Annotated in this window: 26 protein-coding genes and 1 pseudogene; 16 read left to right on the forward strand and 11 right to left on the reverse strand. The window is 38.6% G+C overall.

The features are described 5' to 3' along the window. Positions 1-163: 163 nt before the first annotated feature. The 7 genes from Xedl_RS12455 (at position 164) to Xedl_RS12490 (ending at position 5,966) form a co-directional block, all read left to right on the forward strand. On the forward strand, positions 164-493 hold the full coding sequence (locus Xedl_RS12455) for a hypothetical protein (RefSeq protein ID WP_074024093.1): 330 nt from the start codon (positions 164-166) through the stop codon (positions 491-493). Positions 494-737: 244 nt separating this feature from the next. Then, entirely contained in the window at positions 738-980 is a 243-nt protein-coding gene (locus Xedl_RS12465; RefSeq protein ID WP_074024096.1) for a hypothetical protein, read from the forward strand. A 93-nt stretch (positions 981-1,073) separates the two neighbouring features. Next, the gene (locus Xedl_RS12470; protein WP_074024098.1) at positions 1,074-2,876 is read left to right on the forward strand and encodes a hypothetical protein; all 1,803 of its coding nucleotides are present in this window, start codon (positions 1,074-1,076) and stop codon (positions 2,874-2,876) included. Positions 2,877-2,885: 9 nt separating this feature from the next. Next, positions 2,886-3,173: a DUF2523 family protein gene (locus tag Xedl_RS12475; protein WP_074024100.1), complete on the forward strand. Its 288-nt coding sequence runs from the start codon at positions 2,886-2,888 to the stop codon at positions 3,171-3,173. Positions 3,174-3,178: 5 nt separating this feature from the next. After that, positions 3,179-4,291, forward strand: a complete 1,113-nt coding sequence (locus tag Xedl_RS12480; protein ID WP_074024101.1) for a zonular occludens toxin domain-containing protein — start codon at positions 3,179-3,181, stop codon at positions 4,289-4,291. Next, a complete protein-coding gene (locus Xedl_RS12485; RefSeq protein ID WP_074024103.1) occupies positions 4,288-5,511 on the forward strand; it encodes a type II secretion system protein GspD in 1,224 nt (407 codons plus the stop codon). The genes Xedl_RS12480 and Xedl_RS12485 overlap by 4 nt, the downstream gene beginning before the upstream one ends. Positions 5,512-5,717: 206 nt before the next feature. Beyond that, positions 5,718-5,966 (forward strand): hypothetical protein, encoded by a 249-nt coding sequence (locus Xedl_RS12490; RefSeq protein ID WP_074024104.1) that lies wholly within the window; start codon positions 5,718-5,720, stop codon positions 5,964-5,966. Positions 5,967-6,131: 165 nt separating this feature from the next. On the opposite strand, the gene Xedl_RS12495 is transcribed toward Xedl_RS12490, so the two are convergent. The 5 genes and pseudogenes from Xedl_RS12495 to Xedl_RS12515 all read right to left on the reverse strand — a co-directional run bounded on the left by Xedl_RS12495 (position 6,132) and on the right by Xedl_RS12515 (position 9,073). Further along, positions 6,132-7,091, reverse strand: a complete 960-nt coding sequence (locus Xedl_RS12495) for a P63C domain-containing protein (RefSeq protein WP_208605051.1) — start codon at positions 7,089-7,091, stop codon at positions 6,132-6,134. 86 nt (positions 7,092-7,177) lie between these two features. After that, entirely contained in the window at positions 7,178-7,384 is a 207-nt protein-coding gene (locus Xedl_RS12500) for a hypothetical protein (protein ID WP_074024108.1), read from the reverse strand. A gap of 242 nt (positions 7,385-7,626) precedes the next feature. Further along, entirely contained in the window at positions 7,627-7,857 is a 231-nt protein-coding gene (locus Xedl_RS12505) for a hypothetical protein (protein ID WP_083600324.1), read from the reverse strand. Positions 7,858-8,262: 405 nt separating this feature from the next. Next, positions 8,263-8,511, reverse strand: a pseudogene (locus tag Xedl_RS33610) (hypothetical protein); the annotation flags it as partial. 100 nt (positions 8,512-8,611) lie between these two features. Further along, the gene (locus Xedl_RS12515; RefSeq protein WP_074024112.1) at positions 8,612-9,073 is read right to left on the reverse strand and encodes a YaiI/YqxD family protein; all 462 of its coding nucleotides are present in this window, start codon (positions 9,071-9,073) and stop codon (positions 8,612-8,614) included. Positions 9,074-9,252: 179 nt separating this feature from the next. Between Xedl_RS12515 and Xedl_RS12520 the strand changes: the two genes are divergently transcribed. Beyond that, the gene (locus Xedl_RS12520; protein WP_074024114.1) at positions 9,253-10,032 is read left to right on the forward strand and encodes a helix-turn-helix transcriptional regulator; all 780 of its coding nucleotides are present in this window, start codon (positions 9,253-9,255) and stop codon (positions 10,030-10,032) included. Between the two features lie 42 nt (positions 10,033-10,074). Then, positions 10,075-10,794 (forward strand): transglutaminase-like domain-containing protein, encoded by a 720-nt coding sequence (locus Xedl_RS12525; RefSeq protein WP_074024116.1) that lies wholly within the window; start codon positions 10,075-10,077, stop codon positions 10,792-10,794. Positions 10,795-10,846: 52 nt separating this feature from the next. Here the strand turns inward: Xedl_RS12525 and Xedl_RS12530 are convergent, their stop codons facing one another. Continuing rightward, complete coding sequence (locus Xedl_RS12530; RefSeq protein ID WP_074024118.1) at positions 10,847-11,950, reverse strand: alkene reductase; 1,104 nt, start codon at positions 11,948-11,950, stop codon at positions 10,847-10,849. A gap of 459 nt (positions 11,951-12,409) precedes the next feature. Between Xedl_RS12530 and Xedl_RS12535 the strand changes: the two genes are divergently transcribed. Then, positions 12,410-13,321 carry a LysR family transcriptional regulator gene (locus tag Xedl_RS12535; RefSeq protein WP_074024119.1) on the forward strand — a complete coding sequence of 304 codons (912 nt, stop codon included), beginning with the start codon at positions 12,410-12,412 and terminating at the stop codon, positions 13,319-13,321. On the opposite strand, the gene Xedl_RS12540 is transcribed toward Xedl_RS12535, so the two are convergent. Together Xedl_RS12540 and Xedl_RS12545 are read right to left on the reverse strand one after the other, a co-directional pair. After that, the gene (locus Xedl_RS12540; RefSeq protein ID WP_074024121.1) at positions 13,318-14,454 is read right to left on the reverse strand and encodes an MFS transporter; all 1,137 of its coding nucleotides are present in this window, start codon (positions 14,452-14,454) and stop codon (positions 13,318-13,320) included. The two genes, Xedl_RS12535 and Xedl_RS12540, sit on opposite strands and share 4 nt — an antisense overlap. Positions 14,455-14,618: 164 nt before the next feature. Then, the gene (locus tag Xedl_RS12545) at positions 14,619-15,029 is read right to left on the reverse strand and encodes an ASCH domain-containing protein (protein ID WP_074024122.1); all 411 of its coding nucleotides are present in this window, start codon (positions 15,027-15,029) and stop codon (positions 14,619-14,621) included. A 134-nt stretch (positions 15,030-15,163) separates the two neighbouring features. On the opposite strand from Xedl_RS12545, the gene Xedl_RS12550 reads away from it, so the two are divergent. Both Xedl_RS12550 and Xedl_RS12555 read left to right on the forward strand, forming a co-directional pair. Further along, positions 15,164-15,565 (forward strand): DUF2946 domain-containing protein, encoded by a 402-nt coding sequence (locus Xedl_RS12550; RefSeq protein ID WP_074024124.1) that lies wholly within the window; start codon positions 15,164-15,166, stop codon positions 15,563-15,565. A 77-nt stretch (positions 15,566-15,642) separates the two neighbouring features. Then, positions 15,643-17,646 carry a TonB-dependent copper receptor gene (locus Xedl_RS12555; protein WP_074024126.1) on the forward strand — a complete coding sequence of 668 codons (2,004 nt, stop codon included), beginning with the start codon at positions 15,643-15,645 and terminating at the stop codon, positions 17,644-17,646. A gap of 38 nt (positions 17,647-17,684) precedes the next feature. Here Xedl_RS12555 and Xedl_RS12560 read toward each other — a convergent pair whose 3' ends face one another. Further along, positions 17,685-18,188: a MarR family winged helix-turn-helix transcriptional regulator gene (locus Xedl_RS12560; RefSeq protein ID WP_074024127.1), complete on the reverse strand. Its 504-nt coding sequence runs from the start codon at positions 18,186-18,188 to the stop codon at positions 17,685-17,687. A 173-nt stretch (positions 18,189-18,361) separates the two neighbouring features. Here Xedl_RS12560 and Xedl_RS12565 point away from each other — a divergent pair, with 173 nt between their 5' ends. Further along, positions 18,362-19,249, forward strand: coding sequence for an EamA family transporter (locus Xedl_RS12565; protein WP_074024128.1), 888 nt, complete (start codon positions 18,362-18,364; stop codon positions 19,247-19,249). A 29-nt stretch (positions 19,250-19,278) separates the two neighbouring features. Next, positions 19,279-19,875 (forward strand): NADPH-dependent FMN reductase, encoded by a 597-nt coding sequence (locus Xedl_RS12570; RefSeq protein ID WP_074024129.1) that lies wholly within the window; start codon positions 19,279-19,281, stop codon positions 19,873-19,875. A gap of 222 nt (positions 19,876-20,097) precedes the next feature. On the opposite strand, the gene Xedl_RS12575 is transcribed toward Xedl_RS12570, so the two are convergent. Then, a complete protein-coding gene (locus tag Xedl_RS12575) occupies positions 20,098-20,529 on the reverse strand; it encodes an N-acetyltransferase (RefSeq protein ID WP_208605052.1) in 432 nt (143 codons plus the stop codon). Positions 20,530-20,964: 435 nt separating this feature from the next. Between Xedl_RS12575 and Xedl_RS12580 the strand changes: the two genes are divergently transcribed. Next, positions 20,965-24,045: an autotransporter domain-containing protein gene (locus Xedl_RS12580; protein ID WP_074024130.1), complete on the forward strand. Its 3,081-nt coding sequence runs from the start codon at positions 20,965-20,967 to the stop codon at positions 24,043-24,045. A gap of 172 nt (positions 24,046-24,217) precedes the next feature. After that, complete coding sequence (locus Xedl_RS12585) at positions 24,218-25,699, forward strand: trypsin-like serine peptidase (RefSeq protein WP_074024131.1); 1,482 nt, start codon at positions 24,218-24,220, stop codon at positions 25,697-25,699. 56 nt (positions 25,700-25,755) lie between these two features. On the opposite strand, the gene Xedl_RS12590 is transcribed toward Xedl_RS12585, so the two are convergent. Continuing rightward, a complete protein-coding gene (locus tag Xedl_RS12590; RefSeq protein WP_074024132.1) occupies positions 25,756-26,502 on the reverse strand; it encodes a class I SAM-dependent methyltransferase in 747 nt (248 codons plus the stop codon). Between the last annotated feature and the right edge of the window lie 5 nt (positions 26,503-26,507).

The following is a 26,507-nucleotide window of genomic DNA, read 5'->3' on the forward strand; positions in this document are numbered from 1 at the left end:
CGGATAAGTGTTCAATCAGAGTCATAGGTCAGCAATGAGAAGGAAAATAAATCTCATTAGATCATGTCATTTGCCTTCATTCAAGAGGTGCTAAAAAAAGTATGCTCGCGCCCTGGCCCCCAATATACCAAACACTTGTTAATGAAAAATTAGGAGTATCAACATGTCCGTTTTAGAAAAAATTCCATTTTACATTGAAGTCACATCGACTGATGTGAAAGTTGAACAAAAGACACGAACTAATAAGAACACGGGCGAAATTACTCCCTATTATACTCAGCGTGTTATTGCGCATATGGGGCCACGTTCAATGTCAGAGACAGTTATCACATTGTCAGAGCCAAATCCGTTACCAGAGGGTAAATATCTTATTTCCGGTTCTAGTTTATATCCAGGTAAGCCATTTGGTGATAATCCACCTCGCCTTGAATTTAATCAGTGGAATGTTTCTTATGTTCCGATGGAAACAGTTAAACACTTAATAAAGCTATAGGAGAATTCTATTTAATAAGGGCTAGAAATGTCCTCTTTAACAGGTTCTATTTGTGATGTGTCTAATAATTGTCAAAAAATATTATTGGACATATCTAATCAAATTCCAATTTCTTACGATTATCCTTATTTGGGTAAAGTCTGGGGGTTGGCATTTAGTTCAGTAATGATGTTATATCTTTTTTCTTTTGGTTTGGGTCAAATAATTCGCATGGTAAAACATGCTTAATAAAGGAAATTCAAGGATGTCTATAAAATCTTTTTGTAAAAAAGTAGCGTTAGGTGCAACTTTGACTGTTTCTTCTGTCTTTGCTTTTGCGGATGATGCAGTTAGCAAAGCGGGGGATGTGGATTTAACTGCGCTGACTAATAATATTAGTTTTTCGGGTGTACTTGTTGCATTAATGGCAGTTGCGGGATCTATTATTACTTTGTATGCGGGTTTTGCGGGGATCAGGTGGGTCTTGAGAACGGTTAAAGGCGCTTAATTAAAATCATTTTATTAGGTAAGGGGTGAAAACTCCTTTTTTATTTATGAATGCTGACTTATTAACGCTGGTTGTGTTTATTTGGGGGCTGTTATGCGCATGGGCTGTCATTCAAGGATTCAAAGGCTAATAGTCTATTCATTTTGTTTTTTATTTTTATTTATTAGCTGGCCTTTTCAGGTTAAGGCTAATCCTGCTTTGGCGGCGGGATTATTGGTGCGTGTTATTGCTCAGACTGCTGTTAAGAGAGGTGCTGCAAGTATGGCGGCTCGTCAAGCGGCAACAAAATATCCTCTTACAGAAATTGCTGTTCAACAAACAATTAGAAAAGAAGCTGAAGCAACGGCGTTGGCGATGTCTCGCGTTGCTTCTTCAAGGGCGGCATCAGTTCCTGCGCGTTCGGCTTTGCGTTCGGCAGGGCAGGTTACTTGGGCGGGTGTGACGGTAGCTCAGGGTATTATGACAACATCAGAGCTTATTGGTGCTTTCCATTCTGGTGATTTGGCGGTTTCTACTGATGGTGTTTCATTGGGAAATGGTAAATATGAGGTTAGGGTAGGGGGGCGCACTCAGATTGTGGATTTTGAACCATCTGACGATCAACCTGTTATTCTTTATGGTGATTCTATTGGGGGTGATACGGGTGTTGTTGTTACGCTGTCACGCCCTGTTGTGGTGAGTGGTTATTTTCTTAATGGTGATGGTTTGAATTCCTATGTACCTTTAGAGCTTCCGTTTGGGGTCTTTAAATCAATGTCTTTTGATAATAATAAAGTGACCTATAGTTTTGATGTTCGTGATGATTCAGGTGATTATTATTTTATTGAAGATGATAAAGATTCTTCAATTCAGAATGCGATGATTTATGCGTTAGTGAAAGAATTTGAGCGTCAATATAAACCCGTTATTTATGATGCTAAGGGCGATAATGGGACTTTTAAATATGTTGCTACATCTTACAGTTTAGATATTCTTGATTTTATTCCTAAAGCTGATAGTCCATTTCCTTCTTATCCTGGTATATATGAAGAAATTGGAGGTGCTAATACTGCTTATAGTGCTACTATTCCAGCAATTCTTCATGTAAAAACATTAAAAAGCGATTTCTCCCCTTGTAGTTACGTTGATTTAGCAACGACAAAAAATACAGAAAGTAAATATATGTGCGTCCCTTCGACTGACAATGATTATATTATTAATGATAAAAAAATAAGTAATGTAATTCGTTTGAGTTTAAATGCTGATTATAAAGGAAGTTATTTCAAAAATAAGAATAAATTAAATTCCGTTAAATCTGTTTCTTCTTCTGAACTTGCTAATATTCTTGGTGATGAACCGTTAGATAATTCAATTATTGCTGATTTGATTACTGACTTATTACACGATGCAGCTTTACAAGATGGTTATCAGGGTATTCCTGTTTCTGATGGTGATTACATTTCAGAATCAGAGATAGCTGATGTTTTGAAAACGTTGGGTAAAGATAAATTAACAGCGCGTGATTTATTTTCACCGTATCAAAATATTGAGATAGACCAATCAACTAATGAAACAACCATTAATAATGGCGGAGGTAAAACCGATGTTAATGTTGATGCTAAGGTTGATTTAGGTGAAGACCCTAATATTAAATCACCAGATTTAGAAGAGCCGCCCACAGGAAGAGATATCATAGATCCAATTAAAAATAGTATGCCTTTTCTTTCCGATTTTAAATTATCGGGTAGAAATGCAACTTGCCCTACAGTTAACGACCATTTTTCATTGATGGGGTATGAGTTTAATTTAGTGATTGAAAATCATTGTCCGCTTATTGAAAAAAATAGGAATTTCATCGAGCTTATTGCGTCTTTAATTTGGGCTTTAGTTGCTTTACGTGTGCTTTTAAGTTCTTAAGGGGGGTTTATGTACGGTATTTTACTTTCTGCCCTGAATGCAATTCTTGGATATGTCCTTCGTACTGTTGTTATCAAGTTTATTGTTTTTGGTGCGTTGTATCTTGTCGTTAAAGAATTGATGTCTGTTGTAGTGGAACTGCTGCCTAAAAGTACGAACATTCAATCTTTGTTTGATTTGCTTCCTGATTCATCTTGGTACTTTATCAATTTATTTCAAGGTACTTTGGGCGTGAGCTTGGTGGTTACGGCTTGGTTTACGCGTTTCATCATTCGCAGAATTCCAATTATCGGGTAACTATCATGTCTATAACAGCTTACTTTGGCGTTCCCGGTTCTGGTAAAAGTCATGAATGTGTTAAAAGTGTTATTCTTCCGGCCTATATGAGAGGTCGTCGGATTGTGACCAATATTGATGGTATCAATCCTGATGCTATTCGTGAGTACGCTGAAAAACTCTCTAAGGGTAAAGAGATTAAGTTGGGTGAAATTGTCTCTGTGAGTGATGAGAGGGTTATGCAGGCTGGTTTTTTCCCTTATAAACGAAATGATCAAGAAGGGTACGACTGTAATGATTCTTTTTGTAAGTCTGGCGATTTAATTTGTCTTGATGAGGTTTGGCGTTTTTGGTCTTCGGATAAATGTTTAACATTGGAACATCGTTCTTTTGTTGCTGAACATCGCCATTTTACTGATTCTGATAGTGGTTTGTGTTGTGATCTTGTGTTGATGAATCAGCACCCTGATACGATAGCGAGATTCATAAAAACGCGGATTGAAACATCTTTTAAGATGACAAAATTAGTGATGATTGGTGCTAAAAGTCGCTATCGTGTCGATGTCTATAATGGCATAAAATTGAATAAATCTAATCGTACTACGTATTATCAGAATAAGTATGATAAGAACATCTTCAAACTTTACCATTCTTACAACGGAGGCAAGGGCAGTGAAGCAACTGTTGATTCTCGTCAAAATATTTTTTCTCAAACTAAATTATGGGTATTTTTATTTGGGTATTTATTCTTGTTTAGCGGTTGCGGCTATCTCGTCTACAAATACTTTAACCCTAGTATTGACAATAGTTCTGTCGTGGGTGGCTTTGGTAGTGACTCTGGTATGGATGCATCTCACGTACAATCTGATGGGCGAAATGTCGGAAACAATTCGTTTTCAGGAAACAGAAATCAAGGAACTCAAGGAGCAGCAAGAGAAAAAATAGCAGATCCTCCTATTTCTTCAAAGTGGCGTATTTCCGGTTTTTTAAGTATGGATAATTATAATTACGTCACTTTGGTTAATTCTTCCGGTGATATCAGACTGGTTAATAAAACTGAATTTCATGGTAAAGGTATCATGATGTTCGGCTTTGTTGATGGGGAAAAGGTGACTTATTTTAGTGGTGTATCAAAATGAAAAAAATACTTTCTATTATTTTATTGTCTTTTATTCCTTATTTTTCGTTTGCGAAAGGTGTTAATTTTTCTCTGGATGGTGTTTCTATTCCTAAATCTGTTAATTTTATTTACGGTCAGGTTTTTAAAAAACCATTTATGATTTCACCGGAAGTCATTATTGATGAAAGATTAGTGTCATTTCATATCACGCCAGACCTTGATGAAAAAGAATTTTTTGTTCGTTACCTTAATAATATGGGGATTGGGGTAATGAAAAAGAACGGAGTGGATTATATTTATAAGTTGAAAGTTGTTGAACCGGTGATTCCTCAATATACCTTTGTCTATAAGCCTCAATATCGTTCTGTGGGTTACTTAACGTCTGTTTTGTCTAGTGTTGTTCAGGGTAGATTTGGTCATGGTGGTTCGATGTCTACCTATGTGGGCGGATCTAAAGCTCCTAATCATTCCTCTGGCGCGAATTCCTTTAGTTCTTCGGGTGATATGTTGGTTTTTTATGGCACTAAAGCGGATATTTCACGGATAGAGCAGGTTTTGCCTTCTATTGATACAGTGTCTGACGAGGTTTATGTAGGTGGTTATGTTTATCAGGTTCAGACAACGGAGCGTAACGGTTCAGGTTTGGCATTGGCGGCTAAATTACTGAGTCAGCGCTTTTCTATTCAGATTGGCGGCAATGGTTCAGGGATCGGTATGGACAATTTTATCAAGTTTTCTTCTGGCAATATAAATGCGTTGGTTGAGATGTTTAATACTGATTCTCGTTTTACCGTGGTAAGTTCGCCATCTCTTCGGGCGCGTTCTGGTACATCGGCTTCTTTCTCTGTGGGTGAAGATGTTCCGGTTCTGGGGAATGTCAGTTTTTCCGGTGATAGGCCTATTCAGTCAGTTGAATATCGTTCTTCTGGTGTGATTTTTAACGTTATTCCGGAAGTAAGACAAAATGTGATTGATTTGTCTATCAGTCAGGAATTGTCTAATTTTGCAAAAACGCATACAGGTGTTGATAACTCACCGACTTTGATTAAACGTAATATTCAAACATCTGTTTCTGTGAATGATGGTGACATTGTTTTGATTGGCGGATTGGCTGATAATAAAGATACGGATGCGAATACTGGATTATCATTCATGCCGTCTTGGTTCTCTAGTAGCAGCAAAGAGAAAACAAAAACCGATATTGTTATCATTTTGCAAGCGAAAAAGATGAAACGTTAGGATTCGCCCCCGCAGCGGTGCGAGGAGGCGGAATCCTAACGGATCATCTTTTTACTGAATACGGATAGAAACAGGGTGAGTGATTGATGTTTCCAGCTAAATATCGATTATAATTTGAAGAAGAATAGGGGATAAATATGAGACAAATTATAGGATATGAGCAACTTGATATTTTCTAGGTGATTAATTACTTAGAGGGTATCTTTATGTCTGTGAAGAGTCAGGGTCGTGACCGTCTTCCTAATGGAAGATTAAAATCTTATCGTCGGGTAGGAAGGCGTTTTGCCAGTTGTAAAAAATGGTTTGATAAATCTCCGTCTTGGTATCGCAATCTGATGATGACCAGACCAGAACGGCGGGAAGTGAAACTGCTTTTGTCTAAGGTACTAAACGGTAGCGATCCTGATGGAATGATATTTCCGATACATAATAAACCTTATGTATGGTTTTATTGATTTTTTAAAAAGTTAAACCTAAAAATCATTATTAAAATCGTCAAGTATTAAATCGTGGGGCCCCTTTAGGGTTCCGATTTAATACTTGTACGACACTCGGATAAAAACACTTGGGATAAGTGGTTGTGGGCACGTAGTGATCACAATCACTTATTAGACCATTATCTATAAAGGAAGGTCTAGGTTTTTGCTAATTTTAGATTTTAATTTAATTTCCTCTTTAAATACTAATTCAAGTTCACATTGTGGGTCAGTATTATATCTTTTTTTGAAAAGGGAATTGAATTGTTCTTTATTGTCAGATATTTTCATTAATGTTGTAACCTCCGTTATCTGTTTTTTTAAATGTTCCCTTCCTATTTCTGGTGTTAATATTTGATGGAATCTATGTTTATAGTTTCCATTTTCTGTTTTTGGTGTATTATCTTTTAATGCATTAAAAACACCATCAGGGAGGATTTCATATATATATTTATTTGTTAGCTTACCTATGAATTTGGGTTTTTTCTTAATATTATTAGATGTATATGGATAGTTCCAAAGCCTAAATATTTCTTTGTAAAATTCATCCGTAAACGTTAATTGCCATTTTAATATTTCATCAGATACATATGCTTGTAATATTTTTTGAAGTTCATCTCTTTCCCTGTCATATTGATATCCTGTTGCTTCATCAATTAAAGATATAATACCTACTTTAGCAAATGATCTTATTAACATTTCACATTGTTCAGCGATTATTGATTGTCTAGCGGATAGAGTGATTTCTTTTCTTGCTTGCATGAATGAATCACAAAGATCAACTAAAATGCTAGCTTCATATCCGTTAATCTTTTTTTCGCCTTCATAGCATATTATTGGTTCATAGTGTGTTTCAGATTTATCCTTATAAATGAATGGGGCAAGTGACTTTTGGTTCAGATATCGTTGTAATCTATCTCCTGAGACTTGGTAACTTGTTTCCTCATCAACAAGTTTTAGGGCTTTTTGCATTTCTCTTCCAGAGAGTATTCGTGTACCATCTTTCAATACGTAACAGGATATGTTAAATCCTGCTAGATCTAATGAACCTTTGTACTGTATTTTTCTTGAGCTATTCATTTCTTGTCCTTCTTTTGATTTCAAATTGTCACATATAACCCCCGTACTGTACTACGGGGGTAGTCTAAGGTTATCTTCGGGCTTTCAGGTGAACCCGCCCAAATTAACGATTATTTTCTGTTGGGATAAGGATCTTTTACTGCATCACCTTGACCAGTTTCTATATTCCAGCCTCTGAGAGGATGAGGTTTATTTTTGAAGTTTGGGCAAGGTGGTAGAGAAGTTTTACTCTGATTAGAGTATTTATATCCACAATCTGAACAAGTGTATGTGCCTGCTGATACATCACTACCATATGGCACTTTCGTTTTTTTCATGAAAAGTTTCCTAATTTTTAAGGCATCCACTATTGAATGCCTTAGGGGGTTATATGGCTTAATTTAGTATTTTTCAAGCAATTATGTGACAGAATTATGGGATCTAAGTCATATCCTAGCTTTTAATTATTTTTTAAAAATTTTCTGTAATCCTCATCATTTACTCATTCCAGAGCAGTAGTGTCTTTGATTGGCTCTTTAAATTCTATAGCCTCTAGTATTATCTTATTTATTTCAAATAGTTATCTTGAATCACGACTGTCTTTTTTCAAAATTAGGTGACCATCTTCATCAAGTGTGATCATGGACAGAATTTGTTCAATTGCGTAATGCACCAAATCAGCCTCGCTGTAAATTTTTTGCCGTCCGCTCATGATATTTTTCTTTGTTAAGAGGAATGCCTTTTCCTGTAAATCGATAGATTCTGATTTCTTCAACCTGATGGTAGTTTTCAATGTAGATGCATGACTCATTAGCAGCCTCCGTTCACCATAATCTTTAATTCTATAAAATTTGTGTGCAAGTTGCCTACGACATGTTGACAGGAAACATGTGATATGTTTACTATCTATAGATAATGTTATTAGTGATTTGTATACAACGCCAATTGAGAGCGTATTTAGGGAAAGAAAGATCGGGTACTCAGGGTGTCAAAAACCTCAGTACTTTTTTTAAAGCTTCATGGGTTCGCATAATCTATATTATGTTAAATGAATAAAATGCAAACTAAAGTCTGCGGTCGAATTCCTTTCTTGCACTGCTCCTTGATAAGCTTCCCATATTCCGCTTCAGACTCCATATATGGGAAATGGTGGAATCCAAGGCACCTTCTACACCCTCTACCTTTAACGACTTTTTTTGGTGCTGATAAGTGCGGGAAATACTCCAACATCCCTGTCAAGATAGGCTGTTAACAGATCCTTCCACGGCTCTACCGCAAAGACAATGTTTGCCAGCGTAGTCCCCTCTTCGATTATGACGGCGTGACGAAAAAAGCGGAGAAGAAAGAAAGGATCAGCATCAGCAATCGTTTTCTGAATTGACAGCAGTGAAAGTGCGCTTGAATCATCATAATCTTACCTGAAACGCAGTATAGAGTCAGAACAAAAAATTAACGTGCCTTCTATCATTTCATATTTCATTCTACGCTTACGGTTTTTCTACTGGATACGTGTTAGGAATTTAATAAATTCGCATAATGAATGGTGTTCTCAGAATAGCCATATTTCATTTCAAGGTGCTTTTTTTTTGTTGCAATAACCAGTTATCCAGTTCATTTGCGAACCTCTGGCGATCACGCTGGTTTAACGTTGAAGGCCCTCGCGTTTGGATTCCACTCGCTCGCATCGTATCCATAAAATCACGCATAACTAGGCGTTCACGTATTGTCGCTTCACTATAACGTTCACCGCGTGGATTGAGTGCTATCGCACCTTTTTCGATCACTTCAGCAGCAAGAGGAATATCTGCTGTAATCACTAAATCACCGATTTTTGAGCGACGAACAATTTCATTGTCAGCGACATCAAACCCAGCTTGAACTTGCAATGTATGTAAAAAAACGGATGCAGGTACACTTAATCGTTGATTTGCCACAAATGTAATTAGTACTTTTTCACGTTCTGCTGCACGATATAATATTTCTTTTATAACTTTAGGACATGCATCAGCATCTACCCATATAGACATAACAGATCCTTTTCAACTTCATATTCTTATCTAACTCTAAGGATATTAACATTATTTTAAAATAATCAAACTGTTTTGACATGCTAATAGTTGACAGGTTATTTAGTTCATGCCTCTTATATACAACAACGATGATGAACAAATTATCAGAATGATCAGAATGGGTACAAGGAGGAAAGATGGCAATCAACGCAGTCGTTGCGGAAGATCATCTGTCATTGCTAAGTGAGAATATAAGTACATCAGCTCATCGCCATGCTTTTTTACATCTGATTATATCTCGAACTCATCAACCGATTACAATAAACATTGAAGAGAACTCTATTATCAGTAAAGCTATATTAATCAATAGCAAAGTAATGCATACAATTTTTCTAGTTCAACAGCCATATTGGTTAATATTAATTAATCATACTTCATCACTAGCATATTGTTTGCGGCATCAGTATTTACCAGAAAAAAAACCTTTTTCTTGTTTTTCTGACTTCATTTCTGAAGCATTATCCCTTAACGCGGCAAAGCTTCAAAATGTAAAGTTGGACGTTTCTCACTATAACACAGTGTGGAAAAAATTACTTGTTATCTTAGCAATTAATCACTGTTATCTTACTCATGATATCAATGATCAACGTATTCAACAGGTGCTTACAAAGATTTCCTCAACAAATGAACTTCCTGCTCAACAAGATTCACTATTAAAAACTATTTATCTATCCAAAAGCCGTTTATCACATCTTTTTACAGATATAACTGGCAGTAGTTTAAAAAGTTATTTGCTCTTTCAGCGCTTGATGCGTGCTCTTTGGTTGATTGCACAAGGCAATCGCATCACTGATGCCGCACTGCAATCTGGGTTTGATTCCCCTTCTCATTTATCTGCCACATGTCGGAAATTAATGGGAATAAAACCAAGTTTTGCTAAACATGTCAGCCAATTTTTGAAAGTTCCAGAGGAATAAATCTCCTACATTGTTATTTACTCAACCAATAGGAGAATAATAATGGATAGATATTTAATAGAAACACATTTGTTAGATTTTGAGGCTGAGAGCATCCAGCAATTAATTGAATCACGCCATTGGTGGGCACTTCCTGATAGCGAGAAAGTCAAATCTGTTTATAATTTTGTTCGTAATGAAATTAAATTTGGTTTTAATGAAGATGATTTATTAACTGCATCATCAATCTTGCAGTCTGGTTATGGCCAATGTAATACAAAATCTATCTTATTTATGGCACTGTTGCGCGCACTTAAAATACCCTGTCGTTTACATGGTTTCACAATCGATAAAATTTTACAAAAGGGAATTATGAACGGAGCGTTATATGAGAGGATGCCTAAAGAGATTTCTCATACTTGGGTTGAAGCCTATATAGATGGGAAATGGTATAACTTTGAAGGTATTATTCTTGATTCGTTTTACTTATCGGCATTGCAAAGAAAATATACGGATCATAATGGAGTATTTATCGGTTACGGTGTAGCCATTGAAGAGTTGCAAAGCCCGCCGGTTGAATGGAATGGCGATAATGATACCTATATCCAGCGTGCAGGAATTATACAGGATTTTGGTCTGTTTGATGACCCTGACAGCTTCTTTGCAAAACATTCACAGAAACTTAGTGATGAAGATAAAACTCTATTTACCAATGAGTTACGCCATAAAATTAATGAGAATATTACCAAGATTCGCCAGCAGAATTTTAGTGAATTAAAATAATTCTATTTTTCATAAAAGACAGAAAATCTTTCTGTCTTTTATGTCAATTTTTTTAAGGATTTGCCTTCAACCAATCGGTATATCCTTTTGCCCCATTACCGTAATAAGCGTCATTATTTGCATCAACCAGTTCAATACCATAGCGTAGACGTTCTACCAAATCGGGATTGGAAATAAACGGACGCCCAAAGGCAATTGCATCCACTTTACCTTCCGCGCGACGGGAAATCGCCATTTCAAGGTCATAATTGTTATTACCGATATAAGCTCCGTCGAACAATGATCTGAGTGCATCCAGATTAATGCCCTCAGGAATATCACGATTTTTCCCCATTGTGCCTTCAACAAAATGGAGATAAGCCAGTTTGAATTTATTGAGTTGTTGAATCAGATAGCTATATGTCGTCATCACATTACTATCAAGTGGAGTGTTTCCTATTTCTGTTGTCACTGGCGACAATCTGATACCAACTCGACCACCACCCCAAATATGGGTTACAGCATCAACAACTTCAAGAATCAATCTGGCTCGGTTTTCAATTGAACCACCGTATTGATCGGTGCGATGGTTAGTTGAATCACGTAGAAACTGTTCTAGGAGATAATTGTTAGCAGAATGAACTTCTACTCCATCAAACCCTGCACGTTTAGCACATTCTGCCGCATGTCTATACTGCTCGATAATATAGGGGATTTCGTTGGTTCCAAGTGCACGCGGTATGGAAGCTCTCTCTATGCCACGATTGGTAAAAACATTCCCGTCTGTTTCAATAACAGATGGCGCTACCGGTGCTTCTCTATTTGGTTGAAGATCAACGTGTGAGAAACGACCGACATGCCACAATTGCATGACAATCTTACCACCAGCAACATGAATAGCATCTGTGACTTTTTTCCACCCTGCTACCTGATCTTCTGTCCAGATTCCAGGAGTCATGGCATAACCGCGTCCCTGTGCTGAAATATTGGTTGCTTCTGAGATGATTAAACCGGCACTCACACGCTGAACATAATATGTAGCATTAAGTTCATTTTGAACCCCATCCTCATTCGTGCGGCCACGTGTTAAAGGTGCCATAACAATACGATTGGAAAGTTCAATTTCTCCTAATTTGGTTGGTGAGAAAAGATCGGTTCTAATACTATTATCGATCATAATATTCCCTATTTTTTATATTGATATAATGGTTCGACCAACACACAAACTTATAACTTTGTAAAATTATAACTTAAGCAGTATATATCAAGAAAATTAATTTCCATCAAATCGCTTATTATGTCTTTTTGTGAAGGAGATCCGAATGAAAGCCCGTGGATTAACGGTATTAATCAGATACTGAAACCTATTATTATTGTTCCATTTGATTATCATGATATTGAGCCATACTATGCTAATTCGCAACAATAAATTAGGAATAATGAGCATGCTGTACAAACTTAAAAGCAATACAACAAGTGGAAGGCTAAATGGTTTTTTAGGTGAATAGTTTGAAGGTAAAGAGAAAAGCGGCGCTTTGTTCGATATCTTTGCGAAAATTACACCATTTTCACCCCAATTATCGTTAATATAGGCTGAATTTTTTTAATACACTAATTGACATAGATATTCCTGAGTATGCGTAGAATGGATCATTTTAGTGGGATAACAGCGTTTGTCACAACAGCAAAACTAGGGAGTTTTACTGCTGCGGCAGAACGTCTTGGTTTGACAAAATCTGCTGTAGGTAAAAGTGTCGGGCGACTTGAAGATCGCTTAGGAATTAAGCTTTTTCAACGTTCAACACGAAGTTTGAGTTTGACACCTGATGGAGAAGCCTTCCTGATAAATTGCCAAAGCGCTATTGATATTCTTGAACAGGCTGAATCTACACTGACCTCACATATTGCCCATCCTTCAGGACGGCTCCGCATTGATTTACCCGCTGCTTTTGGTCGTCAGAGGATACTTCCTGCGCTGTTAAAAATTGCCCATGATTATCCTGAATTATCACTGACTGTTTCATTCAGTGAGCGCTTTGTTGATTTGATTGAAGAAGGCATTGATCTTGCTGTACGTATTGGTGAACTTTCTGACAGTAGTGGTCTGGTTGCCCGTAGATTAACGACCCAAAAACTCGTTATTTGTGTAGCGCCAGAGTATTTATCTCTTAACAATGAACCTAAAATTCCCGAAGAATTAAGCCAACATCGATGTATCGTGGGATTTCGTAGGAACCAGCCAATATCTTGGTTATTGAAGGAAAAGAACGGTAAGGTAAAACGTTATACTCCACCAGCAACTTATGAATTTTCTGATGGAGATGCAATGTTGGAGGCTGTTCTTGCAGGGTGTGGTTTTGCACAACTTCCATTATGGATGGTGGGAAAATACCTTGAAAGTGGCGAACTCAGAGAGGTATTACCAGAATATTCAGGTATAGAAATCCCAATTAACGCATTATGGCCGCAAAACCGTCAGTTGTTACCCAAAATACGCTATGTCGTAGACACTCTGGTTGAAATGGCGGAAAGCGGCTTGTTGAATTAATTTTTAAGGTAAATACTGAAAAAAGCTATTAAAGAAAAGAGAATGCTGCTCAGAAAAATTGCGTGTACGCCGAATTGAGCAAGAAACCACCCTCCAGCCACAGATCCAATAGTAATACCTAAATTAGAAAAAGAAATATAAAGGCTGTTAGCAAATTCCGGTGCTTCATTTGCTTCCCGCATAAGCCATGTCTGGCTGACCACCAGCCCAGCAGAATGCAGCCCACCCCAGAAAACGGTTAGTACACACATTACTATCGGTAAGGATCCAAAATACCAGATTTGAATATAGAGAATAATTAATAAAATGGGATAGACATAGGTTGTCATCACAACATTTTTTTGCAGCAAACCACTAAAAACAAAATTGCCTATAAATCCACAAATACCAAATAGTATTAAAATTATACCGATAGAATTTTTATTAAACTGAGTGATTTTTGCTAGATAATCAGCTATATAGCTGAAATTTGAAAACATCGCAGAAAAAATCAATATCACGGTAGAAATCGTTAGCCACAACTTCCCCTTACACAACACACGTAATTGTTCGATACTAACACTACGTTTTATAGCGGGAAGAGAAGGGACAAACAAGAGAATACCAATGAAAGCCAGAGAACAAGTAATTGCACCAAAATAAAACGCTGCGCTAAGTGATAGATGTTCAGCTATAAATGAACTCATAGGCATTCCTAACACCATTCCCACCGTGACTCCAGCAAAAACTGTTGCTATTGCTCCTGCACTTTTTTCTTTAGGAACGGCATTGGCTGCAATCACAAGAGCAATAGCAAAGAAAACTGCATGTACCAACCCTGGAAGTATCCTGAATAGCAGCATCAAATTAAAGATATCTGTTGTAGCATATATTAGGTTAGAAACGATAAATATAAAGAGAATAATAAGAAGAACGTATTTCTTGTTATATCCAGAGAGCATCAGAGTAAAAAATGGTCCCGTTACAGCTACCACAATGGCATAAATACTTACCAGAAAACCAACCTGAGTTGGCGTCACATGCAATTGTGCTTCAAGTTGTGGTAGCAATCCAATAACGGCTATTTCGGTAGTAATAACCCCAAAAACTGCAATTGATAAAGCTAACAGCAGGACAGAACTTTTATTTTGCATAATGGAATCTATTCAGCTTTAAAGAGGTGAGTAATATGATGACAAACCTCCAATAAGAACAGAAGGATACTTTCATCTACTGTTTGTAGACATAATTTCCTCAATGATTTTTTATAAATTTAAAGCCGCAATGTTGCAGCTTTAATAGGTTAGTTAGATAAAATCTATAAAGAAATATTTTTGACGATGTTTTCCATTACCTTAAATTCGAATACAACAATTTCCATATCTGGCGAAAAATCTCCTATCCTCTCAAAAAAACGTTGATGTTCTACTTGCCAATGAAACAAGCTCCTATCTCCCTCACCTTCTTTCCATGCCAATTCATCGGTCATTTCAGAAAATTGCATTAAGTGCATGGCCGTGATTATGACAATACAAACTGGATTTTCTTTACTGTCGAAGACAATATAGTGATTGCCAACTGTAATTTTACTATCGTCCGATTCATAAGAGTGGAAAGAGCAAGTCGTTGCTGTTTTTATGCCCTTGGCAACCAACTTAGCCAATTCATCATGCATGGAAGGAGAGTCACCAAATACCCAATGCCCTGATATAACTTTATTTGTTTTCATATTATCTCGCAGATGCTCTTGATGCTCTTTAAACCAACAAATTTTCGTTTTTACCCAAAAAATACTTTAACAACCCTCACCCCAAATGCAGTAAAATTAGCCCTCAATCGTAGAAATTGATCCGGATCATTAGCTTGTTATCGCTTTTTCGCCTCTCACAAAGCCGAACAACCGCCATTATCGCTGTACTGGCGATTTTGATGTTGTTCATTGCACCAGTGGTGTCAAAAACGCTGGAGCACCACCGTGAAGGAATAAAAAGCGAGATCAATCACCGTATGTCTGTGTCCGATATGCAATCGGCTCACACTATGCATCATCATGGTGCGGATCATGTTCATATAGGATTGATGGATGATATCGCTTGTGGTTACTGCCAGCTTCTGATTAATTTGCCTTTATTAGCGGGTGGTTTTGTTCCTTTTATTCTGCTGCTACTAATCGTATCCCGAACACCACCAGCATCGCGCTTCGTTGGCCCAATTATCCGGCTGTTTTACGGCGAATCACAACCACGCGCCCCACCCCATAATTAGTCTGCTTGAAATAAACCATTTTATTTTCTTTGCCTTACACAGTTTATACGGCAAGTTTGCTAATTAAGGGATCTTTTATGTCTGCTACACAACTATTTCGTATATCACCTCTGACAGCGGCTTTAGCTATCGCACTCGCCATGCCAACTATCGCTTGGGCTGCCAATATGGAACAAGATACCAAAGAAACCCGCATTGCCAGTGATCACAATAATGAAACGGTGATCACTGTAACTGCACCAGCAATTTCACCCCTTGAGGTAGCTTCTTCACTAAAAACACCCCGCCAACCAGTGCCTGCTAGTGATGGTTCTGATTACCTGAAAACCATTCCGGGTTTTTCACAGATCCGTAACGGTGGTACTAATGGCGATCCCGTATTTCGTGGCATGTTTGGTTCTCGTCTGAGAATGTTAATTGATGACAGTGAAATACTGGGCTCTTGCGGTGGACGTATGGATGCGCCGAGTTCTTATATTTCACCAGAGAATTATGATGTTTTGAGTTTAGTCAAAGGCCCACAAACCGTACTTTGGGGACCAGGTAATTCAGCGGGAACTATTCGTTTCGAGCGTGTTCGTCCTCAGTTTGAACAATTTGGCGCTCAAGGTAATGTCAGCACAGTGGTGGGTTCTAATCGCCGTTGGGATGGTAATGCTGATCTCAGTATTGGCAATCAACAGGGTTATATCCGTTTGATCGGAAATAAATCTCGTTCCAATGATTATAAAGATGGTGATGGCAATCGCGTTCCTTCCCGCTGGGATAAATGGAATACCGATATCGCCTTAGGTTGGACACCTGATGAAGATACATTACTGGAATTAAACGCTGGACAAGGTGATGGTGAAGCACGTTACGCCACACGAGGCATGGACGGTTCTCAATTCAAGCGCAAAAGTCTTGGCGTGCGTTTTGAAAAAACTAACATTGGTGAGGTGTTTGATAAATTCGAATCCAATTTTTATTACAATTACACCGATCATGTGATGGATAACTATTCCATGCGTCATTCAAAAAAGAAAATGGTCTCAGAACCCGATCGCCTGACAATGGGTGGCCGTATGATGGGAAGTTGGATATGGGAAGATTTCAAGTTACAGAGCGGTGTGGATATGCAAACCAATATTCACCGTACCAATACCGATCGTAAAATGGCTGAAGCTGAAAGAAATGGGTGGATGAAAAACGCCCGTTTCCGTGATTACGGTATTTTTGGTGAGTTGACCTGGGAGGCAACAGAGCAAAGTAAAGTTATCGGTGGTGCGCGTTTCGATCGTGCAACAGCATATAAATATGCCACCCAACAAGAACGTAAAGAAAACCTGCCTGCGGGCTTTATTCGGTTTGAACATAACCTGAAAAATACCCCTGTGATGCTCTATACAGGTATTGGTCATACCGAACGTTTTCCTGATTACTGGGAATTGTTTTCAGGTAAAGCAGGTGCAAGTGCCTTCACTGGTATAAAGCCAGAAAAAACGACCCAGTTGGATATCGGTGCGCAATATAATGATAATCGCCTGAAAGGTTGGATATCAGCGTATGTGGGTAAGGTGAATGACTTTATCCTGTTCGATTATAGCAACAAGAACTCCCTCGCTCGCAATGTGAGTGCTACTATTATGGGCGGAGAAACGGGGATTGCTTATAAGTTTAATGAACATTGGAAAACTGATGCCAGCCTGGCGTATTCCTGGGCGCAAAATACCACTCATCATCGTCCCTTGCCGCAGATCCCACCTCTGGAAGCTCGTTTCGGCTTAACCTGGGAACATGGCGACTGGACTAGCAGCGGTTTGCTACGCCTGGTAAATAGCCAGCATCGAGTGGCAATCAATGAAGGCAACGTTGTAGGCAAAGACTTTGATCGTAGTAAAGACTTCGCCATTCTATCTGCAAATGCAACCTATAAGGTGACCAAAAATGTTCAAATAAGTGCCGGTGTTGATAACATTTTTGATAAAACTTATAGCGAGCACCTTAACTTAGCGGGAAATCAAGGCTTTGGTTATTCCGGTAATACGGCAGTAAACGAGCCTGGACGTACTTATTGGGCAAGAATGAATGTTAAATTCTAATATCCTCTATTCTTAAACCGCTCTCGCCCTGATTTATGTCAGGGTGAGTCTTTTGGGGCTGACTCATTGTCCAGTAACCAATGCCGTAGCAGTGTTGTAAGCTGCTCTTGTTGAGTTTCTGTCAATGGCTTGAGAATCGCTTTTTGGTTCTCCAAATGGCTTTCCACTGCTTTGTCTATCAATGCTCTTCCTTCTGGAGTCAGAAAAATTTTGCAACTCCGGCGGTCTTCTTCATTAGCAATACGCCCAATCAATCCTCGCTGTACCATATGTTCAATACGAGTACTCATTGCTCCTGAAGTTAACATAACGGATTGATATAGCTCAGTAGGTGTAATGGGTATATTATTACGCCGTAGTGTCGCAAGGATATCAAATTCTATAGCGCTTAGGCCGTGTTCTTTGAAAGCATGTTGTAAGCGTTGTTCAATGATTTTATTTATACGACATAACCGCCCAATGACGCCTATCGACGACGGATCAAGGTCTGGGCGCTGTTGTTCCCACTGTATCATTAATCGGTCAACGTGATCGTACTTCATGCTTTCTCCCTATCCATTTATTTCGACAAAAAGATACTTGATAAAAATCAATTAGGCTATTATTTTAATTTACCTTTACATAAAGATACTTTTATTGATGATATTTTGAAGCTAGCAAGTACTAAGAGAGTGATACACAGGATAAAAAATGAATAAATTGGAAGGACAGCAACATGTCAGAAATTAGATCTCTCCAGAATATTTTACTGACTGCATTAGCCCCAATTGTTTGGGGAAGCACCTACATTATTACGACAGAAGTATTGCCACCCAATATGCCTTTACTGGCTTCTACCATCAGAGCGTTACCTGCCGGTATATTATTACTGTTGATTTGCCGTACCATGCCCAAAGGAATTTGGTGGTTACGTATTATGGTACTGAGCTTACTCAACATCGGTGCTTTCTTCTATTTTCTCTTTGTTGCGGCAGGATATCTTCCAGGAGGAACGGCATCATTAATCATGGCTTGCCAACCCATAATTGTTATATTGTTAAGCACTTGTATATTGAAAACTTCCCTCACAATAAAACACATTATTTCGTCGATATTGGGCGTTATTGGGATCAGTTTATTAGTATTGAATTCAACCATTAGTCTAAATTGGCAAGGCGTTGTTGCGGGTTTCGCAGGATGTGGTTGTATGGCTTTTGGGGTTGTACTGACGAAATATTGGAACCGCCCCGCCAATTTATCATTACTCAGTTTTACCGGCTGGCAATTAACTCTTGGAGGATTAATGTTATTGCCTGTCGCTATTTCCATAGAAGGTTTACCACAGCATCTTACCGTAACCAATATGCTTGGCTACGGCTATTTATGCATAATCGGTGCAGTGTTTTCTTATATTATTTGGTTTCGAGGAATTGAAAAATTACCTGTTGTGACAATCTCTTTTTTGGGATTTCTCAGTGCATTATCTGCTTGTATTTTAGGGTATTTTTTTCTAAAACAAACTTTTTCCTTGCTACAAATGTTCGGGACATGCACGATCATTATCGCTGTTTGGCTTTCTATTTCCCGAAATCAGACAGAAAAAACTAATAATCCTACAGTTTAATTATCTATTAAAAAATAACAGGAAAATCAATGAAGCTTACTATAATTTCAGGCAGTCAACGCCCAGACTCGCTCAGCCAACGTGTAGCTCGTTATTTGCAAAAATTAAGTAGTGAATATAGATTTACTGAAATAGAGCTTCTGGATCTCTCCAGTGTAGAATTGCCATTACATGATGGTTATACAACAGATATATCAGCGGAATCTCATCCCTGGCAGCCAATTGCACACCATTTAAGAGAGAGCAAGGCATTTATCTTTGTCACTCCAGAATGGCATGGAATGTCAACTCCGGCGTTGAAAAACCTTCTATTACATTGTTCTATAGCAGAATTAGGCCATAAACCAGCATTATTGGCGAGTGTATCAAGTGGAATTAACGGTGTTTATCCTCTTTGTGAATTACGGATGGTAGGCTTTAAAAATAATCATGTTTGTTTTTTACCTGACCATTTAATTTTTCGTCAGGGGGAAAGTTTGATTTCAAACGATCTGATTTGTAACGATGAGAAGTTTGAAAGCCGCGTTAACTATACGCTGAAACTTCTTAAATCTTATGCTAAAGCACTGGAGCAGGTTCGTGAAGATGTTGGCGAAGAAAGTGAAAATTATCTGTATGGTATGTAAATAAAAAATATTCAGTTCCTTATGCATAAAGCTCGGCTCAAAAGTTTGAGCCGAGAGTATAGAGTTCCGCCATTTAAATCTATTCTTTTTTTAAAACTGTATAAAAACACAGTGCACCGTGTTTTTGGCATTTTTGTTTAATAACAAAACAATATCAGCTCTATTTTCAATCAATTGGATTGAAAAACCATCACGTTACTAATGCAAGCTATTGTTAAGCCTCTAGGAGAGTTTCTTTAAGCACATAAAATACTCTTGGCATCCAGTATGTTCATCGACTTCTTCGCTAACAACATAAAACCCTTGCGATAAATAGAACTCGTAACTTGCTTGGTTTTGCTGATAAACCGATAGCGTGAGTTCAGTTCTTCGATTTTTGGCATCATTCACTAATGCCTTGCCAATTCCTTGCCCCTGTTTATCTGGTGATACAAAAACCGCAGCCAAACTATTTTCGTGAAGAGCATAAAAACCGACAACGTTAGAACTCTGTACATAGACATGAACTTCTGAAGCCGGAATATAGATACTTTTCATGTTTTTTACTTGCGATTGCCAAAATTCAGCCGCCACAAAATTGTGAGCTTTGATAGAAGCTTCCAACCAAATAGACAGAACCGCATCCATATCTGCTTTTGTAAATGGCCTGATCACTTTTGATATCCTCGTGATTTCGATTACACATCAATGGTTACTGATTTAGAAAGACATTTACGATTGATTGTTTATGTAAATAACAAATAACATTCAATTGATTCACGCATCGCCCAGATTATGCCATTTAAACAATATATTAAATGGAGCAATGCTATTTGCATGATCTTTATTGTTATAAAATTGTTATAATAAAGTTAACCTCGCTTCTTGCGTTTCTCGTCTAATTATTATGCTATAGCAACTTGTGGGCAGAAAATATTATGGTTTGCATTGTTCTATAGATAATTCAAATATAGTTCCAATCCCACCATAGCCTACTTGTTACATCTCAACAATCATCGTCATCGGTTTTATTAATAAGGACTTTTCAAGGAGCGATTTGCCAAACAGCGAATTGAAAGTTGCCACTTTTTGAAAAAGGGAATCTCTTTTATGAAAAAAAATAATTCGGTACGGCCGATTTTTCTGTGGATAACATTATTTTTTGGATTGTTACCTGTTAATGCTTCAATGGCCGCTCCTGAGTATCAGGAACAGGGTAAAAAAAACTCACCGAATAGTTGGTTATCAGATGAATTTAATCAACAGTGGGGATTGGCCGCTATTGGTGCCCATTATGCCTATGCTCGTGGTTACACAGGAAAAGGCATTAACGTGGGTGTATTGGATGAAGCCGTTACCCATCATCCTGAATTTACGGGCAAACTGAAAATTCTAAACCCAGATGATACCTGGAATTATGATGAAAATTCCGACACTGGAGTTATCAGCTTTGGAGCTCATGGCAACCATGTTTCTGGGATCATCGCAGCAAACCGAGACGGCAAGGAAATGCATGGTGTAGCATTTGATGCAGGTTTGATTACTGGGAAATATTTACAAAATCCCTATAACCGCACAGAAGCCATGATCCAAAGCAATGTACGTGTCATTAATAACAGTTGGGGAGTTCGCCCTCGCTATGAAACTGATGAAAACGGCAAACCTAAACGGTGGGAAAATGGGACAGTCAAGTATTATCAGGTCAAACTGCAAGATCTCATTAATTATGTCGCACCGATTAAGGATGATTTGGATCGGTTAAGTCGCTCTCCAATTCCAGAACTCGATGACTATACAACAAGAACTGCTGGCCTATTGCGAGCAGCACGTCATGGAAAATTAGTTGTTTTTGCCGCAGGAAATGCAAATAACTATAACGTTACTTGGTTACATGCGGGGATGCCCTATTTCTTCCCTGATGCATTGAAAAACTATCTCAGCGTTGCCAACTTGACCAAGGAAAACGAAATTAATGTTTCATCAACGCGTTGTGATTATACTGCCAGTTACTGTTTGTCCGCACCAGGAACAAAAATTTACAGTAGTACGGGAAAATTCGTTTCTAAGGTGAATGGAGAAATCGACGAAGATGCTTTCCAAAATGGTGAACTGACCCTTGATCCTACCTATGATGCCTACACAGGGACATCGATGGCATCACCGCATGTGGCTGGAGCCGCTGCTGTCTTAATGCAGCGTTTTCCCTACATGACTGCCGGACAAATCGCTGATGTTCTCAAAACTACGGCAACCGACTTAGGTGATCCAGGTTTGGATGACATGTATGGGTGGGGAATGCTCAACCTGAAAGATGCGATTGATGGTCCCAAGATGTTCATCACCGAAAAGGATATTCCTAAAAAATACTATATTCCTGGCTCTTATTCTGAAACGCAGTTTATCGCCAATATTCCAGGTATTGGCGGCATAGTTGAAGTTGAGGAAGGCACTACTGTAGAACGAATCTGTAATAGTATTGAGTGTGCTTATGACAGTTGGGGTAATGATATTTCCGGTCACGGTGGATTGACGAAAATAGGTCACGGCACACTGGAGCTTGTCGGTAAAAATAGCAACTATAAAGGGCCAACTTTGGTCGAGCAAGGCCGTTTACTGGTTAGCGGCTCTATAGCTTCGGATGTTACTGTGCAAGATGGTGCTATTCTTGGCGGAGATGGCTCAGTCGGTTCACTCTTAGCCAATTCCGGCGCCAATATTGCACCCGGTAACTTAAGTACTAGATCTGTCCTAAGTTCTGGCGGTACTCTGAAAGTTGATCGTGATGTTACTTTCCAAACTGGTTCTCGTTATCTGGTAGAAGTTGTACCAAATAGCCCAGGTCATAGTGATCGCATTATCAGCAATGGCTTGGCTACGCTGAAAGGCGGTGAAGTGCAAGTTACGCTGGAAAATAGTAATAACTTATTATCGCAGCAAGAAGTCCGTAGTTTGCTTGGGCAGCAATATAATATTTTGCAAGCAAACCTTGGTATCAACGGCAAGTTTGCAACTGTAGTGCCAAATTATTTATTCGTTGGCACTGAGCTTAGTTACCAAACTCATCGAGTGATGTTGGATATAAAACGTAATTCCACCCCATTTGCCAGTTTAGGAATGACCGCTAATGAGCGTGCTGTAGCTGATGCCGCTGATAAACTGAGTTTGGGTCATCCGGTTTATGAGAGTATCTTGATGTCCGATACAGCGGCACAAGCCCGCCAAGCATTTCAGCAGCTCTCTTCTGGCCAGATCCATGCTGATATCGCTGCGGCACAAATCAATAATAGCCGCCATCTGCGCGATACACTGAATACTCGTTTGCGTCAGGCTCATGGTGGAACCATCGAACAGGATATCAAAGCGGATAAAAACGGTGCCTGGGGACAAATAATAGGTAACTGGCAACGTGCTAATGGTAACAATGAAACCCATGGTTATCGCGTATCCAACTATGGCGTGTTATTAGGCGCGGATAAAGAGTTGGGTGATGATTGGCGGCTCGGTGTTGCCACCGGATATACCCGTTCTTCTTTGGATGGTGGATATAATACTTCAGCACGCAGTAACAATTTCCATTTGGCTCTATACGGTAGCAAACAGATTGATGCTTTGGCACTGAGAGCCGGCGCTACTTACAGTTGGCACCGTTTTGATACCAAACGTTCGGTTGCTTTTGGCCGTCAGTCCGACAATCTAAAAGCGAAATATGGTGCCCAGACCGGTCAATTGTTTACTGAGGCAGCTTACGGAATAAATACTTCCTGGCTAAATCTGGAACCATTCGCCAACCTGTCTTATGTTAATTTCCGTAATGAAGGCATAAATGAACATGGCGGAGCCGCTGCATTGAACGGTAAGAAACAATCGAAAAATGTGACCTTCTCCACATTAGGTTTACGTGTCGATCAAAAATGGCAGACTGAAAATGAAATTATTATAGGAGCATATGGTGAACTAGGTTGGCAACATCAGTTTGGCAATGTAGATCGGGGCACTAAATTAAGTTTTAGTAATAGCGATGCTACGTTTACTGTCAACAGTGTTGCAGCCGCACGTGATGCGGCTGTCGTTAAGGCAGGTACGGAATTGGAAATTAATAAAAATACTAAACTGTCACTGGGATATAACGGTATTTTATCAGGCAGCCATAAGGATAATGGTGTATTCCTGAACGCTAATTGGAAATTTTAGTTAATAAAAATTGCATATGTTTTTGATAACAGAAATTCACTGTTGGCGATGGCTGGCAGTGAGTTTTTTAGGTTTTTGTACTCACTTTGGCACAAATCATCTCGGTAGAATTGGAAAATGATTAAATTAGATAATTAATTTAAGTCATTAAACCGATCTAAAGGAGGAAATTGTGACTTATCATAAAATTCTATTAATTAGTTTGTTTTCTGTTTCAGCAAGTTCAAGTGCTTTAACTTTAAATAGTGATAGTGCTCCATTGATGAAATCAACCGATCCCGGCGCTGAAAAATTTAGAACCGTTGGTAAATTAAATGGCTTCTCACACTGTACTGCTACCCTGATTTCTGGTGAAGATGCACCGAATAAGGATACGCCAGCATTGATATTGACCGCAGGGCATTGTATCAATAGCGATGTAGGTACAAATGATGTCATCGTTGATAAGTCTGCGCCTGAATTTTGGCGATATACCCCAGATTATTTCATTGATAAGAAAGATGAATTATCACCAATAAAGGTCAACCGTATTTTATACTCAACAATGAAATACGAAGATATTGCGGTTTTACAATTGGATGCAACTTATGGTGATTTAGCGAAAAAAGGCTATCATCCTTTGAAGTTGAAGAAAAACCTTGAGATGAAACATCAACCTATTGTGTTGACTCATATTCCTGTCGACAACGTTGATTACGATTACGCTTATCTCAGAAAATCTGAGTGTAATATTACCGGAAAATCCCCCGTTTTATATGAAGGTTACTCTCCGTGGATTTGGTCTCCGGTTTTCTCTGTGAATTGCGATGGTATTGCTGGTGGAACGTCCGGTTCCCCTGTTTTTGAGAAAGATAAAACAGACGTGATTGGGGTACTGAATACAACAGTAACACCAAGAATGACTGGCTGTGGACTTGGCAGACCTTGCACTATCGAAAACAATAAAGGCGTTCCAATAGAAGGTGCTAGCTATTTTATCCCTGTCGACAGTATTGCCAATGCATTGACAAAGGATAGTCGGTTAGATCTTTCTAAGCTTGAAAATGACAGTGGCAATATTCTGGAAAGAAGTCCACTTTGGGTAACTCAGAGCGTTAATCCTGTTGATGGTGAGAAAGCAAAATGGGATATCGTTATCAAGGAAACTGCTAACGTTAAGAATATTCGATATAAAACAGGATTAATCAGTGATGTCGATTGTTCTGATGAAACAGGATACAGTGCTTCTATTCCTGCAAGCCAAAGCCCGCTGCAAAACATGCTAGTTCCGAACAAAGAAGGCATCTATAAACTTTGTGTTATTCACCAGAATAATGATGATCAATGGCAAAAGACAAAAGATGCCTCTGTCATGTTGCGGGAAATTGATAATACTCCCCCGTCAATTAAACCCATGTTGAATAAGGATGATTATGGGGATGTTTGGCGTATAACAGCCACTACTCGCCTATATGAGATCTCAAGTGTACAAATTAAATATGGACCTAAAGCAACAACGGATTGTGACGATAAAACAGGTTATAGCTATCCCAGGGGTCTAACAATGTTGAAAAAATCTGAAGCACCGTGGCGTGTTTGCGCATACGGTGAAGATTTGGCAGGAAATGCTGGCCCGATTAACGTACTTGATATTGAAGCAACCTCTACTAAGTAAAAAAGTAAATGAACTCACTGTTGGCGAAAGCTGGCAGTGAGTTTTCCTTCATATTTTCATTTATTTTTGCTTACGATAAAAATCATTTCTTCTGATTGCTCATGATAAGTTTCTCCTTGCCAGTTACCGAATACGTTTGTCGTAATTAAATTCGCGTCAGCGAGTGCTTGCTGGATCTCCGCAAAACTGGCAAATGTAATAGCCGAAAATGCCTGGTATTCCTGCTTGTTGTTTAAAATTTGATAGTAAGTGCCGTAAATAACCGTCGTATTGTGAACTCGATAATCATTCCATGCCAAGATAGGGCCTAATATTGGATGGATAAACTCACGTTTAGAGTCTGTTTTTGTCCAACTCAACCACTCTTTTGCTAAAGGATTACGGCTGTCAAAAATACACTTTCCCCCTTCAGCCAAGTGTTCATAAATCCGTTTAAGTACTGCAACTCGATCTTGATGAGTTAGGAACACTTGAAAAACGTGGCCGGATAAAATGATTAAGTCGAATTTCTGAAATAATGCCAACTGCTTAGCATCGGATTGTACCCAAGTGACCTGTGATCCTGCTGGTTTGGTTTTAGCGATATCCAGCATAGAGTCGGCAATATCACAGCCAAATACCACTTTATTGGGATAAGTTAGGACAATTTTATTAGTGAGCGTTCCCGTGCCACAACCCAGATCTAAAATAGCATGTGCATTTTTGGCAAGTTCGACATAATAGTCGTAACCCGGTCCCCATTCGTTATCGAAATCATAAAACTGAGCTAAGTTGCTGTCCTGATAGAGTCGATCAATTTTCATTAAAT

It is taken from the genome of Xenorhabdus eapokensis (assembly GCF_001908105.1).

Bases quoted from the DNA above. Each gene is read 5' to 3' on its own strand.
- Xedl_RS12455 (WP_074024093.1), top strand. From the start codon at position 164: ATGTCCGTTTTAGAAAAAATTCCATTTTACATTGAAGTCACATCGACT.
- Xedl_RS12465 (WP_074024096.1), top strand. From the start codon at position 738: ATGTCTATAAAATCTTTTTGTAAAAAAGTAGCGTTAGGTGCAACTTTG.
- Xedl_RS12470 (WP_074024098.1), top strand. From the start codon at position 1,074: ATGCGCATGGGCTGTCATTCAAGGATTCAAAGGCTAATAGTCTATTCA.
- Xedl_RS12475 (WP_074024100.1), top strand. From the start codon at position 2,886: ATGTACGGTATTTTACTTTCTGCCCTGAATGCAATTCTTGGATATGTC.
- Xedl_RS12480 (WP_074024101.1), top strand. From the start codon at position 3,179: ATGTCTATAACAGCTTACTTTGGCGTTCCCGGTTCTGGTAAAAGTCAT.
- Xedl_RS12485 (WP_074024103.1), top strand. From the start codon at position 4,288: ATGAAAAAAATACTTTCTATTATTTTATTGTCTTTTATTCCTTATTTT.
- Xedl_RS12490 (WP_074024104.1), top strand. From the start codon at position 5,718: ATGTCTGTGAAGAGTCAGGGTCGTGACCGTCTTCCTAATGGAAGATTA.
- Xedl_RS12500 (WP_074024108.1), bottom strand. From the start codon at position 7,384: ATGAAAAAAACGAAAGTGCCATATGGTAGTGATGTATCAGCAGGCACA.
- Xedl_RS12505 (WP_083600324.1), bottom strand. From the start codon at position 7,857: ATGAGTCATGCATCTACATTGAAAACTACCATCAGGTTGAAGAAATCA.
- Xedl_RS12515 (WP_074024112.1), bottom strand. From the start codon at position 9,073: ATGTCTATATGGGTAGATGCTGATGCATGTCCTAAAGTTATAAAAGAA.
- Xedl_RS12520 (WP_074024114.1), top strand. From the start codon at position 9,253: ATGGCAATCAACGCAGTCGTTGCGGAAGATCATCTGTCATTGCTAAGT.
- Xedl_RS12525 (WP_074024116.1), top strand. From the start codon at position 10,075: ATGGATAGATATTTAATAGAAACACATTTGTTAGATTTTGAGGCTGAG.
- Xedl_RS12530 (WP_074024118.1), bottom strand. From the start codon at position 11,950: ATGATCGATAATAGTATTAGAACCGATCTTTTCTCACCAACCAAATTA.
- Xedl_RS12535 (WP_074024119.1), top strand. From the start codon at position 12,410: ATGCGTAGAATGGATCATTTTAGTGGGATAACAGCGTTTGTCACAACA.
- Xedl_RS12540 (WP_074024121.1), bottom strand. From the start codon at position 14,454: ATGCAAAATAAAAGTTCTGTCCTGCTGTTAGCTTTATCAATTGCAGTT.
- Xedl_RS12545 (WP_074024122.1), bottom strand. From the start codon at position 15,029: ATGAAAACAAATAAAGTTATATCAGGGCATTGGGTATTTGGTGACTCT.
- Xedl_RS12555 (WP_074024126.1), top strand. From the start codon at position 15,643: ATGTCTGCTACACAACTATTTCGTATATCACCTCTGACAGCGGCTTTA.
- Xedl_RS12560 (WP_074024127.1), bottom strand. From the start codon at position 18,188: ATGAAGTACGATCACGTTGACCGATTAATGATACAGTGGGAACAACAG.
- Xedl_RS12565 (WP_074024128.1), top strand. From the start codon at position 18,362: ATGTCAGAAATTAGATCTCTCCAGAATATTTTACTGACTGCATTAGCC.
- Xedl_RS12570 (WP_074024129.1), top strand. From the start codon at position 19,279: ATGAAGCTTACTATAATTTCAGGCAGTCAACGCCCAGACTCGCTCAGC.
- Xedl_RS12580 (WP_074024130.1), top strand. From the start codon at position 20,965: ATGAAAAAAAATAATTCGGTACGGCCGATTTTTCTGTGGATAACATTA.
- Xedl_RS12590 (WP_074024132.1), bottom strand. From the start codon at position 26,502: ATGAAAATTGATCGACTCTATCAGGACAGCAACTTAGCTCAGTTTTAT.